At 73.2% G+C, this 14,695-nt stretch carries 12 protein-coding genes; 9 read left to right on the top strand and 3 right to left on the bottom strand.

Annotation, left to right across the window (positions count from 1 at the left end; translation table 11 throughout):
* Positions 1–245: 245 nt before the first annotated feature.
* The 4 genes from ACFCZF_RS17650 (at position 246) to ACFCZF_RS17635 (ending at position 4,861) form a co-directional block, all read left to right on the top strand.
* Positions 246–1,421: a M23 family metallopeptidase gene (locus tag ACFCZF_RS17650; RefSeq protein ID WP_376672424.1), complete on the top strand. Its 1,176-nt coding sequence runs from the start codon at positions 246–248 to the stop codon at positions 1,419–1,421.
* A 131-nt stretch (positions 1,422–1,552) separates the two neighbouring features.
* A complete protein-coding gene (locus tag ACFCZF_RS17645; RefSeq protein ID WP_376672423.1) occupies positions 1,553–2,251 on the top strand; it encodes an HD domain-containing protein in 699 nt (232 codons plus the stop codon).
* Positions 2,252–2,259: 8 nt separating this feature from the next.
* Complete coding sequence (locus ACFCZF_RS17640; RefSeq protein ID WP_376672422.1) at positions 2,260–3,246, top strand: GlxA family transcriptional regulator; 987 nt, start codon at positions 2,260–2,262, stop codon at positions 3,244–3,246.
* Positions 3,247–3,322: 76 nt separating this feature from the next.
* A complete protein-coding gene (locus tag ACFCZF_RS17635) occupies positions 3,323–4,861 on the top strand; it encodes a CHAD domain-containing protein (protein ID WP_376672421.1) in 1,539 nt (512 codons plus the stop codon).
* 77 nt (positions 4,862–4,938) lie between these two features.
* Here ACFCZF_RS17635 and ppk2 read toward each other — a convergent pair whose 3' ends face one another.
* The 3 genes from ppk2 to ACFCZF_RS17620 form a co-directional block, all read right to left on the bottom strand.
* The gene (gene ppk2 / locus ACFCZF_RS17630) at positions 4,939–5,919 is read right to left on the bottom strand and encodes a polyphosphate kinase 2 (RefSeq protein WP_376672420.1); all 981 of its coding nucleotides are present in this window, start codon (positions 5,917–5,919) and stop codon (positions 4,939–4,941) included.
* Positions 5,920–5,939: 20 nt separating this feature from the next.
* Positions 5,940–6,329 (bottom strand): hypothetical protein, encoded by a 390-nt coding sequence (locus ACFCZF_RS17625; RefSeq protein WP_376672419.1) that lies wholly within the window; start codon positions 6,327–6,329, stop codon positions 5,940–5,942.
* Between the two features lie 129 nt (positions 6,330–6,458).
* Positions 6,459–7,517, bottom strand: coding sequence for an aldo/keto reductase (locus ACFCZF_RS17620; protein ID WP_376672418.1), 1,059 nt, complete (start codon positions 7,515–7,517; stop codon positions 6,459–6,461).
* Positions 7,518–7,661: 144 nt separating this feature from the next.
* Here ACFCZF_RS17620 and ACFCZF_RS17615 point away from each other — a divergent pair, with 144 nt between their 5' ends.
* The 5 genes from ACFCZF_RS17615 (at position 7,662) to ACFCZF_RS17595 (ending at position 14,680) form a co-directional block, all read left to right on the top strand.
* Entirely contained in the window at positions 7,662–8,273 is a 612-nt protein-coding gene (locus ACFCZF_RS17615; protein WP_376672417.1) for a TetR/AcrR family transcriptional regulator, read from the top strand.
* 284 nt (positions 8,274–8,557) lie between these two features.
* A complete protein-coding gene (locus ACFCZF_RS17610) occupies positions 8,558–9,085 on the top strand; it encodes a hypothetical protein (protein WP_375909282.1) in 528 nt (175 codons plus the stop codon).
* Between the two features lie 456 nt (positions 9,086–9,541).
* Positions 9,542–11,677, top strand: a complete 2,136-nt coding sequence (locus ACFCZF_RS17605; protein WP_376672416.1) for a hypothetical protein — start codon at positions 9,542–9,544, stop codon at positions 11,675–11,677.
* Positions 11,678–11,747: 70 nt separating this feature from the next.
* Positions 11,748–13,274, top strand: coding sequence for a GT4 family glycosyltransferase PelF (gene pelF / locus ACFCZF_RS17600; protein ID WP_376672415.1), 1,527 nt, complete (start codon positions 11,748–11,750; stop codon positions 13,272–13,274).
* Positions 13,271–14,680: a hypothetical protein gene (locus ACFCZF_RS17595; protein ID WP_376672414.1), complete on the top strand. Its 1,410-nt coding sequence runs from the start codon at positions 13,271–13,273 to the stop codon at positions 14,678–14,680. The genes pelF and ACFCZF_RS17595 overlap by 4 nt, the downstream gene beginning before the upstream one ends.
* The last annotated feature ends 15 nt before the right edge of the window (positions 14,681–14,695 follow it).

The raw sequence follows: 14,695 nt of genomic DNA, 5'->3' as shown, positions 1-14,695 counted from the left end.
TCTATGCCACGCCGGTGGGCCGTGGTGATCTCGCCGGCGGCGATGGCGTCGGCGAACGTGGTCGCGCGGCCGACGACCGCGCAGACCGGGGACGTGGTCCGGGCGAGGCCGCGGCCGATCTGCCCGTCGGGCCGCCACCGCCCTGCCCATTCGGACATCTCCCTCTGCCTCAGGGTCTCCTGACGCTTGCGGAACGGGGGCGTTACCTTCGGCCTCGTGAGCATCAGGTCCCGGCGAGCGCCCAGGTGAAGGACGAACGGCTGACCGTGGCGGAGACGGCCGTGGACGCGGACGAGCGACAGCCGGAACAACCAGCACGGCTCCAGCGGCCGGAGCAGCCGGAGCAACCGGTTGGAGCGGGCCGACCGGAACAGGACGGGAAGCGGAAGCGCCGCGGGCCGGGGCCCTTCACTCTGCTGCTGTTACCGGGTCTGGTGACCGTTACCGGCGTGGCCGCGTTCCTCGCGCTGACGGGCGGTCTGCCCTCCCCGTGGCCCGAGGACTCCGACACGAACCAGGCCGCGGCGGTCGACATCGACCCCTCCTACGTCCCCTGGCTGCGCAAGGCGGCCTCGGCCTGCACGATCCTCGAACCGTCCCTGCTCGCCGCCCAGATCGACCAGCTCTCGGGCTGGAGCGACGACACGGACGCGCTCTCCGGCCAGAAGGGCATCGCCGCCTTCACCGACACCGAGTGGCGGACCTGGGGCAGGGACGACGACGGCAACGGGCACTCCTCGCCCCGCGATCCGGCGGACGCCATCATGGCGCTCGGTCGGCAGGACTGCTCGCTCGCCGAGAAGGTGACCGAACTGCGCACCGAGGGCCGGGTCAACGGGGACCTCGTGGAGCTGACCCTCGCCGCGTACTCGTCAGGGACGGACGCCGTGACCGAGGCGGGGCACGTGCCTCCGACGGCCCGGACCTACCTCGCCGAGGTCGAGGCCCTGATCCCGCGGTACGAGACACTCGACCGGGCCGAGTCCGGCGGCGGCACGGGCGGGGCGGTCGGCGCTCTCCTGGCCGCTCCGGTGAGCCCGCTGACCGTCACCTCGCCCTACGGGTCGCGGGAGCACCCGCTGACCGGGGTGACCAAGCTGCACACCGGCGTGGACTTCGCCGCGCCCCAGGGAGCGCGGGTCGTCGCCGCCCGGCAGGGCCGCGTCGTGTTCGCCGCGCCGACCAGCGCGTACGGCAACCGCGTCGTGATCGACCACGGGACCATCGAGGGCAAACGTCTGGAGACCACCTACAGCCACCTGTCGTCCCTGGAGGCCGCCGTGGGACAGACCGTGGAGGCCGGCACCCCGATCGGACGGGTCGGCTCCACCGGCCTGTCCACCGGCCCCCACCTGCACTTCGAAGTCGTACTGGACGGGTACTACACGGATCCGCGCCCCTGGCTCGTCACCGGCGGGTAGGTGTATTGACCCGTCGCGTGTCCGGATCCGTGGGTCATACGGCCGGACGGCCATGGCGTCACCGTTTCGCGCCGCCCAGACTGGACACGGCTGCCGGAGACGCCGGCGGACCGATGAGCAGGCGGTTGGCGATGACGAACGAACCTTCCAGGACCGGTGCCCCTTACGCGACCGGTAACCCTTACGCGACCGGTGACTTCTCCGCGGCCGGGGTTCGCGTCCCGGACACGAAGCCGGCCCGGGAGGCGACCGAACTGGTGCGGGACAGCACGAGCGAGCTGATCTACCACCACTCGCGCCGGGTGTACTTCTTCGGCGCCCTCCAGGGGCGCGACCGGGGCCTGAGCTTCGATCCGGAACTGCTGTACATCGGCGCCATGTTCCACGACCTGGGCCTGAACGAGGCCTTCCACGGCAGCGGCCGGCGCTTCGAGGTGGACAGCGCCGACGAGGCGCGCCGTTTCCTGCGCGCGCACGACGTGCCCGAGGACGGCATTCGGCGGGTGTGGACCGCGATCGCCCTGCACACCACTCCCGGCGTCCCGGAGTTCATGGAACCGGAGGTGGCGCTGGTGACCGCGGGCGTGGAGTACGACGTCCTCGGCATCGGCTACCACGACCTCGCCGAGGCCGACCGGGCCGCGGTCGTCGCCCTGCATCCGCGTCCCGACTTCAAGCGCCGCATCCTGGGGGCGTTCACCGACGGAGTGCGGCCCAAGCCGGACACCACGTTCGGCAACGTCAAGGCGGACGTGCTCGCGCACCACGTGCCGGGCTTCGAGCGCGGGGACTTCGTGCGCACCGTCCTCGACTCCCCGTGGGCGGAGTAGGCACGGCCGTGTCCGCGCGGCGAGTGGTGGCGGTGACGGCCTTCGACGGGGTGCAACTGCTCGACGTCACCGGTCCCGCCGAGGTCTTCACCACGGCCAATCTCTTCGGCGCCCGCTACGACGTACGGGTCGTCTCCCCGTCCGGCACGGACGTGCGGACCTCCTCCGGGGTCAGGGTGGGCGTGGAGGGCGGGCCGGCCGGGCTGCCCGGCCGGCTGGACACCCTGGTGGTGACCGGGAGGCGGGAGTGGCGGCAGGCCGTCGCCGAGCCGGATCTGATGGCGCTCGTGACCGGACTGGCCGGCCGCTCGCGCCGCGTCACCTCCGTGTGCTCCGGAGCGTTTCTGCTGGCGCAGGCCGGGCTGCTCGACGGCCGGCGGGCCGCGACGCACTGGCGGCTCGCCGGGCAGCTGGCCGCCGCCTACCCGCGGGTGACGGTCGAACCGGACCCGGTGTTCGTCCGGGACGGCCCGGTCACGACGTCCGCGGGCGTCACCGCGGGCATCGACCTGGCCCTGTCCCTGGTCGAGGACGACCACGGCGGGGACCTGGCCCGTGAGGTGGCCCGCGAACTCGTCGTCTTCATGGCCCGTCCGGGCGGGCAGTCGCAGTTCAGCGCGCGCCTGACCCCGCGCGAGGCACGGCACCCGGTGGTGCGCGCCGTGATGGACACGGTGACCGCCGACCCGTCCGCTCCGCACGGCCTGGAGTCCCTGGCCCGCGCCGCGGGAGTCAGCGCCCGGCACCTGCGGCGGCTCTTCCGCGCCGAGACGGGGATGACGACCGGCCAGTACCTGGAATCCGTACGGCTGGAGAGCGCGCAGGCCCTCCTCGAAGGGGGCAACGACCACATCGAGGCGGTGGCGGGCCGGTCGGGTTTCGGTTCCTCGGAGACGATGCGCCGTGTCTTCCAGAGCACTCTGGGCGTCACGCCCACGGCCTACCGGGCACGTTTCCGCTCGACCGCGGGGTACCCGGCGCGGCGTGAGGCCTGAGCCGGCTCCCACGGCCTGCCGTGAACAAGACCCAGCACTCGCGTTTGATCCGCCGTATCGCGTCGAAGGACACAATATGACCCAGTCGAAGCGCGAGACAGAGCGTAAGTACGAGCCGTCCTCCCCCGGTGCCGATGGGCTGCCGGACCTCACCGGCGTCGGTCCCGTCGCCTCGGTCACCGAGGCCGGGGCCGAGGAGCTGGACGCGGTGTACCACGACACCGTGGATCTGCGGCTGGCCGGCACGTCGGCCACCTTGCGCCGCCGGACGGGCGGCTCGGACGCCGGATGGCATCTGAAGCTCCCGCTCGCCGGGGACAGCCGGGAGGAGGTGCGGGCCGCGCTGTCGGACGACGTACCCAAGGCGCTGCGCGAGCTCGTCCTGTCCCGCACGCGGGGTGCGGAGCTGCGTCCCGTCGTACGTATCAGGTCCGCCCGCTCGGTGCGGCACCTCCGCGACGCCGAGGGCACGGTGCTCGCCGAGCTCAGCCTGGACGAGGTGCGGGCCGAGTCGCTGTCGGGCGGCGGTGGCCGCGCCGAGTGGAGCGAGCTGGAGGTCGAGCTCGCCGAAGGGGCCCCGGCCGGGCTGCTGGACACCGTGGAGCGCAAGCTGCGCAAGAAGGGGATCGCGCGGTCGGACAGCCCTTCCAAGCTCGCCCGGGCGTTGCGGGACACCGGCGCCTCGGCGGAGGTGGGGCCGTCGCGGCGCGCCTCGGACGAGGTGGTGCCCGGGTCTCCGGGCGCGTACGTGCAGGCGTACGTGCGCGAACAGGTCGGCATCCTGGTGGCGCTGGATCCGGCGGTCCGCCGGGACCTGCCCGACGGGGTGCACAAGATGCGTGTCACGTGTCGGCGGCTGCGCGGCTGCCTGCGCTCGTACCGGTCGGTTCTCGACCGGCGGGTCACCGATCCCCTTCGCGCCGAGCTCAAGTGGCTGGCGGGTGAACTGGGGATCGAGCGGGACCAGGAGGTGCTGCGCGAGCGGCTCAGCGGTGCGGTCGCCGAGCTGCCCGGCGACCTGGTGCTCGGCCCGGTCGCCGCACGGCTTCGGGTGTGGGACGTGTCGCGCGGCGACGAGAGCCGGACGCGCACGCGGGAGGCCCTGGCCTCGGCCCGCTATCTGCGTCTCCTGGACGCGCTGGACGGGCTGGTCCGGCGGCCGCCGCTGCGCGCCAAGGCGGCCCGCAAACCGGCCCCGGTCATGGCCAAGGCGGTCCTCAAGGAGTACGACCGCCTCGCCGGACGCATGGACCACGCGCTGGAGCAGCCGCCCGGGCAGACCCGGGACGCGGCGCTGCACCAGGCGCGCAAGGCGGCCAAGAAGGTCCGCTACGCGGCCGAGGTGGCGCGTCCGGCGCTCGGCAAGCCCGTCGCCCGTCTCGGCAAGCGTGCCAAGGCGGTGCAGAGGCTGCTCGGCGAGCACCAGGACGCCGTCGTCGCCCAGGACACGCTGCGGGAACTGGCGGTGGCGGCCCACGGCGCGGGCGAGACGGCGTTCACGTGGGGCTTGCTCCACGGTCAGGAACGGGCGGGAGCCCGCGCACGGCAGGAGGAACTCCCGTCGGTGTGGCGGGAGGCGTCGGACCCCGCGCTCCGGGCGGCCCTGAACCACTGAGCCGCGCCGCGGCCCGCGTCGGTGCGCGCCTTCCGGGTCGCCCGGGGCGGCCGTGCCTCCCGGTGGACGGCCGAGGGTCAGTCCCCCCGGCCCGGGTGGGTCCCCGGCCCGTCGCCGTGTCCGGCCAGCGGTGTCGGCGAGAGGTCGACGGGTTCCTCACCGGGTTCGAGCAGGGTGTCGGCGGCGCCCACGATCAGCGGGTCGGGACTGCCCGCGGCCTTGTCGTCCTTCGCCGGATAGTCGCAGCGGTCCAGCAGGCTGCGCATGGCCTCCAGGCGGCCCCGGCGCTTGTCGTTGTTCTTGACCACCGTCCACGGTGCGTGAGCCGTGTCGGTGGCCCGGAACATGTCGATCTTGGCCGCGGTGTAGTCGTCCCAGCGGTCCAGTGAGGAGAGGTCCGTCGGCGAGAGCTTCCAACGGCGGACCGGGTCGACCTGGCGGATCGCGAAACGGGTCCGCTGCTCGGCCTGGGAAACGGAGAACCAGAATTTCACCAGCAGGATGCCGTCGTCGGTGAGCAGCTTTTCGAACAGCGGCGCCTGCTGGAGGAACTGCCGGTACTCGGGCTCCGTGCAGAAGCCCATCACGCGCTCGACGCCGGCCCGGTTGTACCAGGAGCGGTCGAAGAAGACGATCTCGCCGGCGGCGGGCAGGTGGGCGACGTAGCGCTGGAAGTACCACTGTCCCGCCTCCCTCTCGGTCGGCTTGTCCAGTGCGACGACGCGGGCGCCGCGGGGGTTCAGGCGCTCGGTGAAGCGCTGGATGGTGCCGCCCTTGCCGGCCGCGTCGCGGCCCTCGCAGAGGACGACGATCCGCTGACCGGTCTCCTTGGCCCAGCGCTGCATCTTGAGCAGCTCGATCTGCAGGACCCGCTTCTGCCGCTCGTAGTCGGACCTGCGTACCTTGCGGTCGTACGGATGGTTCTCGCGCCAGGTGTCGATCGGGCTGCCCTGCGCGTTGAGCAGGATCGGCTTCTCCGGCCTGCGCTCGTCGATCCGCAGGCCTTCGAGGAGATCCTCCTCGGGTGCGTCGCCACCGGCGCCGTCCGTCTTCGCCATCCCCGCCTCCTCTTCCGTGCTCATGCCGCGTACGCCCGGTCCCGCAGGGAGCGCACGGCGCGCACGGGCCCGGCCGACGTCCGGGCGGCCGTGACCCGGTAAGTGGTCCTGGCCGGGTCGGTCAGCGGCTCGCCCAGAGTAATCCGGCCGGCGGCGTGCAGCCGGTCGCACTCGGCGGTGGGCAGCGACGCGTAGCAGCCGCCCCTGCCCGTGGCCGAGTCCAGCGGCCGCCAGTAGCTGTATCTGCGCCCTCCGCCCTCGCGCACGGTGACGAACACGGGGGTACGCGCATCGGCGACTATCCGCAGGATGTCGGCCCCGGCAGGGCTGAGCGGTGCGCACGGGCGGGGCCCGCGGCGACCGGTGGCACGGGATTCGGCGGTCTGCGCGTGGACGACGGTAAGCGGCATCGGCTGTGGCCTTTCCGGGACAGGGGACTCGAGACCGCCTACCCGCTCCGGCCGGTGTTGATCTCGCTTGCCCGCATTCTTGTGCACGGCACTGACAATGGCGTTCCCACGCCGCCGGAACACGGCAGGTCAGCCCTGGGGTACGCCCGCGCGCCGCAAGGGGTGGGGATTGAGGCGGGCGAAGCCCTCCTGCCGTTCGTAGGGGAAGTAGGGGTAGGGAGCCGTCGTGGCGCTCGCGGCGTCGAGCCTGGCCACCTGCTCCTCGGTCAGCGCCCAGCCGACGGCGCCGAGGTTCTGCCGCAGCTGCTCCTCGTTGCGGGCGCCGATGATGACGGAGGAGACGGTCGGGCGCCGCAGCAGCCAGTTGATCGCGATCTGGGGTACGGTCCGGCCCGTCTCCTCCGCGATGGCGTCCAGCGTGTCGACCACCCGGAAGAGCAGCTCGTCCGCCACGGGCGGTCCGTAGGCGGCCGTGGCGTGCAGTCGGCTGTCGGCCGGGAGCGGCCGGCCGCGGCGGATCCGGCCGGTGAGGCGTCCCCACCCCAGGGGGCTCCACACGACGGCTCCGACGCCCTGGTCGAGGGCCAGCGGCATGAGCTCCCACTCGTAGTCCCGGCCGACGAGGGAGTAGTAGACCTGGTGCGCCGCGTAGCGCTGGTGCCCATGGGCGTCCGCGTCGGCCAGCGACTTCATCAGCTGCCATCCGCTGAAGTTGGAGACCCCGGTGTAGCGGAGTTTTCCGGCCCGAACGAGGTCGTCGAGCGTGGAGAGCACCTCCTGCACGGGGGTTCCGGCGTCGAAGGCGTGCAGTTGGAAGAGGTCGATGTAGTCCGTGCCCAGCCGGCGCAGGGCCTGGTCGACCGCCGTGATCAGACGCGCCCGCGAGGTCCCCGCGTCCGCCGGCCCGTCGCCCATCGGCAGCCCGGCCTTGGTGGAGATGATCACCTGGTCGCGCCGCCCCTTCACGGCGGCGCCGAGCACCTCCTCCGACGCGCCGCCGGAGTAGACGTCGGCGGTGTCGAACATGGTCACCCCCGCCTCCACGCAGATGTCGACCAGTCGGCGCGCCTCCGCCTCGTCCGTGCTGCCCCAGGCGCCGAAGAGTTCCCCCCGCCCGCCGAAGGTGCCCGCGCCGAAGCTCAGTGCCGGGACCATGAGCCCGGACGCGCCCAGTCTCCTGAATTCCACAACCGCATCCCTTCGTCCGGCCGTCCGTCGCGTCGTGGTGGTGCACGACGCGCAGGAGCAGCCACCCGTTAACGGGACATGAGTTCCGTTAAGATGGTCATAGGCTAACAGGAACTCAGCCACTAATGGAACCGGAGTACCGTTATGACTTCCGAAGGCGTGGGACCCGGCAGCGTCCGCCCGGGCGGACGCACCGCCCGCGTACGGTCCGCCGTCCTCCGGGCCGCCGGCGACGCCCTTGCCGAGCATGGTCTGGCCGGCCTCGACCTCGCGGACGTGGCCCGCCGCGCCGAGGTCGGGAAGACCACGGTCTACCGACGCTGGGGAACCCCGGCCAACCTGGTCGCCGACCTGCTCACGGACATGGCCGAGCAGTCGCTCCCCCGCACCGAGACCGGCACGCTCCTCGGCGACCTGCGCGCGAACGCCCGGCTGGTGCGGCGCACGCTGGCGGACCCGCGCCAAGGCGCGCTCTTCAGGGCGGTGATCGCCGCCGCGACCTGCGACGAACAGGCGGCCGCCGCCCTCCACCGGTTCTACGACGTCCGCGTCACGGAGTGGGAGCCCTGCGCCCGCCAGGCCGTCGAACGCGGCGAGTTGCCCGAGGGCACCGACACGCGCGAGGTGATCCGCGCCGTCTCCGCCCCCCTCTACTACCGCCTGCTGACCACCGACGAGCCGCTGGACGAGGCGACGGCGGACCGTGCCGCGGAAGCCGCGGCCGCGGCGGCGCGCGCGGGAGTGTTCACCCCGTAGCGATCAGCCTGCGACGCCCCGGACGAGGCCGCCGTCACGGACGTGCGGGCCGCGCTCGGCGAGCACCCGGAATCCGCCATTGCCGCCGGAACTCACGACCGGCGGTCCGGCATCGACGCAACCGAGGCGCGCCCTCGCGCTGTCGTGCACGAACACCGACCACCACGGCTTGTGACGGCTCCGTCACAAGCCCTTCACCGAACGCACACTTCCGGCCGAGTCCCGTTCGCCGTGTTCCTGGCGGTGCAGACGGTGCGCCGGGGCCGTGCCTAATCTCCCGGGCCATGCGAACCACACGAACGAGACGCTTCGGTCTCGCCACGATCATCGCCCTCGCCCTCGCCCTGTTCGGCCTGGCGCCCTCCGCGAGCGCCGCCGACCCCGCCCCGGCCGAGCTGACGTTCACCACCGACGCGGCGACCACCCAGCCGGGCGGCACGGTGAACCTGTCGATGACGATCAAGAACAACAAGACGTACGACATCTGGTTCGTCTACCAGACGATCGACCCGACCTGGCTGACCACCCAGCGGCCCGACCTCAAGTACAGCTTCACCGGATGCAGCCTGGCCTCGGAGGCCGGCGCCGTCCCGTGCACCGGGACCGGACCCGCCAACCTCGGCACCAACTACGGCGCCACCATCCCGCCCGGCCAGAGCCGCACCGTCACCCTGACCCTGCAGGTCGCCGCCGACTCCGGCTGCAACGGCAACATCGGTTTCTACTCGTACTACTACGCGGAGTTCAGCGACAGCGCGAGCGTCAACGGCGGCCCGGTCTACACGCCGGAGACCCGCGTTCTCTGCGCCTGACCGCACGTCCCCGCGCGCACTGAGCGCCGACGGCGGCCGGCCCGCGACGGACCGGCCGCCGTCGGCGCGAGCAACATCACGGTTGACCTGATCTCGCTCCACACCCGGTCAGCGCACTGGTCGAGACCATTGACACCCACGCTCCACGGAGGCCGGGATTCCGCGCCCGCCGCTTCGCGGCTCACAGCAGTACACGGGCCTGCCGGGGTGGTCCGACACGCGGAGTCCGGCGTTCGCCGACCGCTCACGGCCGTGCCCGTTCCGGGCAAATGGACACATGCGCTTTTCCGTCAAGTTCCGCAGCAGGCACACAAAAACTCCACACGCGCCTCACTATGTGACGCGACGGAAACGTCGACGACCGGCGTCTCAGGGGGGCGACGGCGTGGTCACGGGGTGGGACGTGCTCCGGCAGGAGCGTGCCCCACCCCTGCCCGGGGGAGGGAATCTCACCGCATGAAGCGGACCATTCGCACTACGGCGCTCGCAGTGGGCGCGCTGATAGCGTCGCTCGGCCTACCGGCCGGCCCGGCCCACGCCGACACCCCGGCCCCGCGCGTCGACCTGCGCGTGCTGGTCGTGAGCGACGGAGGACCGGCCACCGACGCCATCGCCGCCGAACTGGAGACCGCGGGCACGCCGTACACGGAGGTCGACCTCCAGGACGCCGGCCGGCCCGTGATCGACGCCGGCTTCCTGGCGGACACCGTGGACGGACGGCCGCGGGCCAGATTCCAGGCCGTCGTCCTCCCCAACGACAACCCCTTCCCGGCGAACTCCGCCGAGATGGCCGCGCTCGCGTCCTACGAGCGGACCTACGCGATTCCGCAGGTCGACGCCTACACCTACGCGCGCCCCGAGGTCGGGCTCCGGTACGCGGTCGGCACCGGGTACGCCGGCAGCGTCGACGGCGTCCGCGCGGAGGTGACCCAGGCCGGGCTGGCCGGACCCTTCGGATACCTGGACGGGACGGTTCCGTTCGAGGACAACTCCCCCACCGTGGGCGAGTCCTACGCCTACCTGTCGACGCCCGCACCGGGCGCCGACTTCGTGCCGTACGTCCAGGCGGCGATACCCGGGCGGGCGACGAAGGGCTCCCTGGTGGGCGAGTACCGGCACGACGGGCGGCGCGAACTCGTCGTCACGTTCGTCTACAACCAGCACCAGCAGCAGTTCCGGCTGCTCGCCCGGGGCATCGTGGAGTGGATGACCGGCGGGGTCCACCTCGGCGCCGACCGCAACTACTTCGCCGTGCACGTCGACGACGTCTTCGCGGCCGACGACCGCTGGGACACCGAGCTCAACTGCACGCCCGGCGACGTGGACTGTCCGCCGGGCGAAGGCACACCGAACCCCATCCGCATGGTCCCGGCCGACGTCGACCACGCCACCGCCTGGCAGGACAGCCGGGACTTCACGCTCGACCTCGCCTACAACGGCTCCGGCAGCGTCGACCACCGCCAGGACAACAACGGCGCCGACCCGCTCGCGGACAAGCTGATCGCCGACCGGGGCCGGTTCCGCTGGATCAACCACACCTACACACACGCCTTCCTGGGCTGCCGGCAGGACGTCAGCGTCGTCCCGTGGAAGTGCGCGACCAACCCCGACGGCAGCACCCAGTGGGTGAGCCGGAACGAGATCGCCGACGAGATCGCCACCAACCGCGTCTGGGGCGAGACGGCCGGACTCCCGCTGGAGAACGACGAGTTGGTGACCGGCGAGCACTCGGGACTCAAGGTCACCCCGCAGCAGCCCGAGGACAATCCGAACCTGGGCCCCGCCCTGACGGACACCGGCATCTCCTGGCTCGCCTCGGACAACTCCCGCGACCCCGTCCAGCGGCAGGTCGGCAGCGCCACGACCGTCTCCCGCTATCCGATGAACGTCTTCTACAACGCCGGGCGGGCGGCCGAGCAGGTCGACGAGTACAACTGGATCTACACCAGCCGCGCCCAGGGCGGCAGCGGCATCTGCGAGGACAACCCCGCGACCTCCACCTGTCTCGCCGCCCCGCTGGACACCGCCACGGGCTACGCCGGCCACATCGTGCCGCTGGAGACGCGCATCGCGCTCGGGCACGTCCTGGCCAACGACCCCAAGCCGCACTTCATCCACCAGTCGAACCTCGCCGAGGACCGCATCGCGTACCCCGTCCTCGACGGCGTACTGGAGGGCTACGACGCCCTGTTCGCCGACAGCGCCCCCGTGGTGAACCTCCGCATGGAGGACATCGGCGTCGAGATGCGGCGCCGCGCCGCCTGGCGGAGCGCGGTCGACGCCGGTCAGGTCACCGGCTACCGCGTCGGTGACACCGTGACCGTCCAGGCACCGGACGGCGTGGCCGTGACGGCGACGATGCCCGCGGGCACCCTGCGCGGGGGCACGGGCTTCGGGGACGCCTACGCCGGCGCGCTGTCCGGCTGGACCCCGACGGCCGACGGGACGCTCTCCCTCACCCTGCCGACGTCGGCCACCGCGCCCTCCGCCGTCGCCGGGCCCGGCGACCCGGCCGCCGCGACGCGCACCGCGCCCCGCACCCGGGTACCGGCCGGCGTGACCGAGCCGGTGCCGTACGGCGCGGAGCGCTGATCGCCGGACCACCACCGCAGGTCCGGTCAGCCCGCACGATCAGCCCACACCTCGGCCGTGGAGCACATCCATGCACGTTTCCCACGGCGCGCGACGCACCGGCGCGTCGCGCGTCACCCTGCTCACCGAAGGCACCTACCCGCACAGTCACGGCGGCGTGAGCGTCTGGTGCGACCAGCTCGTCACCGGCATGCCCGACCTCGACTTCGAGGTCATCGCCGTCACCGGCACCGGGCGCGAACCGCTCGCCTGGGACATCCCCGGGCACGTCTCCCGGGTCGTCTCCGTCCCCATGTGGGGGCCCGCACCGGAGGGGCGCCCGCCTCGCGGGCGGGAGCGCAACCGGCTCGCCGACGCCTACGAGCGGTTCGTGACCGCGCTGCTCGACCCGCGCGCCGAGGACGGGTTCGGCCCCGCCCTGTACCGGCTGGCGCGGGCCGCCGGGGACGGCCGGCTCAGTCCGTTCCTGCGCGGGGACCGGGCGATCGGCATCCTGACCGCGGTCTGGAACCGGCCGGGCCTGGCCGTGCGCGAGGCCCGGCCCACCCTGCACGACGCGGTGACCGCGACCGCGCTGCTGGAACACGCCCTGCGTCCGCTGGCCGCGCCGTACCCGGAAGGCGGCGTGGCGCACGCGGTCAGCGGCGGTGTCGCGGTCCTGCCCGGCCTGGCCGGACTGGAGCGGCACGGCGTGCCGTTGCTGCTGACGGAACACGGCGTCTACCTGCGTGAGCGCTACCTCGGCTACCGCACCGCCCCCTACCGGTGGCCGGTGAAGGCACTCCTGCTGGGCTTCTTCCGGCTGCTGGCCGAGGAGACCTACCGCCGGGCCGCCCTGATCACTCCGGGCAACCGCTACAACCGGCTGTGGGAGGAGCGGGGCGGTGCGGCCCCGGAGTCCATACGCACGGTCTACAACGGCGTGGACCCGGCCGCGTTCCCGCCCGCAGGTCCCGAGCCCGCGGAACCCGTGCTCAGCTGGGCCGGCCGGGTCGATCCGATCAAGGACCTGGAGACCCTGATCCGCGCCTTCGCCCTCGTGCGGGCCGAACTGCCCGCCGCACGCCTGCGGTTGTTCGGCGGCACACCGCGCGGCGGCGAGGCCTACCGGGAGCGCTGCGAGGCGCTGGCGGCACAGCTGGGGCACGGTGACGCGGTCACCTTCGAGGGCCGGGTCGAGGACATCAAGGACGCGTACGCCGCCGGGAACGTCGTGATGCTCTCCAGCATCAGTGAAGGCTTCCCCTTCACCCTGATCGAGGCCATGTCCTGCGGCCGGGCGACCGTCTCCACGGACGTGGGCGGCGTCCGGGAGGCCGTCGGCGACACCGGTCTCGTGGTGCCGCCCCGCGATCCGGCCGCCATGGCGGCCGCCGCGCTGGAGCTGCTGGGCGACGCCGAGCGGCGCCGGGCGATGGGCGAGGGGGCCCGGCTGAGGGTGATCGAGCAGTTCACGCTCCGCCAGACCATCGACACCTTCCGGTCCATCTACCTGGAGTTGTCGGCGTTCGGCACTACGGCCGCACACACCGCAGCCGTCGAGGAGGACGCCTTCGCGCCGGTGGTCGCCACGTCGGTGAGGAGTGCGACCGGATGAGCGGACCCATGGCCCTGGAACCGGGTGGCGCGGAGCAGGACACGCTGGCGCTGCGCCTCGCCGACGACCGCACACTCACCCTGCGCGCGGCCGACCGGCACACGCTCGCCCTGGCGCGCCCCGGGCACGGCTCCCGGCACGACGCGGTCGACGGGCTGGCCGCCGAACTGGCCGACCGCATCGCGCCCGCCGTCCATCCCTACGAGGTGGCCGCGCTGCTGGAGTCCGAGGGGCTGACCGGCGAGGTGATCCGGGAACGGTACGGACACACCGACCTGTTCTCCCTCGCCACGGCGCTGTACGAGCGCATACCGCGCACCTTTCCGGACCCCCCGCGCCCCGCCGACCCCTGGCGGCCCGACCACGTACGGTGCGCGCTGCGGGGCACGTTGTTCGCACTGCCCGGTCTCGCCTACGCCCTCGCGGGCCGCCTGCTGCCCCAGGACGGCGCGGTGCGGGCGCTGGTGGTGGCGGGGCTGCTCTCCTGGGCCTGGAACCAGGCGCTGGGCCACCGGGCGTATCTGCGGCTGGCGACCGGGCGGTGGGAGGCGGGGCGCACTCTCCTCAAAGGGGCGCCACTGGGCGCCGTAGTGGCGACCGGCGCCGGGACGGCCTTCGCCGGGTCGGGCGCCACCGCGCTGACCGTGACGGCCCAGTCGGGATATCTCGCGGCGGCCGGTGTGCTGCTCGTACTGGGCCGGGAGCGGCTGCTGTTGGCCGCGCTCGCGCCGGTGATCGCCGGCGCGGCGGCGTTGCCGTGGTGGGAGCCCGGGACCGTTCTGCGGGCGGGGCTGCCGCTGCTGTCGCTCCTGGGGGCGGCCGCCGCGGCCGGCTGGGCGCTGCGCGACACCCTGGCGACCGCGCCCGTACCGGACGCCGCCCGCCCGCACCTGCTGCGCTCGCTGCCGTACGGCCTGTTCGGGCTCGCCGCCGGGGCGCTGGTGTTCCTGGCAGGCCGCGATCATCCGTGGGCGGTGATCGTGCTGACGCTGAGCATGGGCCCCGCGGAATGGCTGCTGTACCGCTACCGCGGTCTGTCGGTGGCGGCCTTGCGGGCCACCGGCACCCCGGCGGGTTTCCGGCTGCGCTCGGCCGCCGTGCTCGCGGGCTGCCTGCTGGTCTACCTCGGTCCGCTGCTGCCCGCGGCGCTCCTCGTCGACGCCGACCCCGTCACGCTGCTGCTGCTCGCGGCGGCACTGTGGACCTCCCTGCTGCTCCAGGCCTTCGGCGTGGCCTGGCCCCCGGCCGCCCTGTGTCTCGCGGCGGCCGCCGGTGCCGGGGCGGTCGCCCTGGCCGGACTGCCGCCGGGCGCGTCGATCGCCCTGCCGGTGTGCTGCGGTGCCGCCGCGCTCTGTCTCACGGTGTGCGTACTGCGGCTGCTGGGCCGGCCGGCGGCCCATGCGTGAGGCCGCGGCGGGACC

The sequence above is a fragment of the Streptomyces sp. NPDC056296 genome (genome assembly GCF_042268605.1).
Classification (GTDB): domain Bacteria; phylum Actinomycetota; class Actinomycetes; order Streptomycetales; family Streptomycetaceae; genus Streptomyces.
Note: the sequence above shows the minus strand (reverse complement) of the source record. Positions and strands in the feature narration are given on the sequence as shown.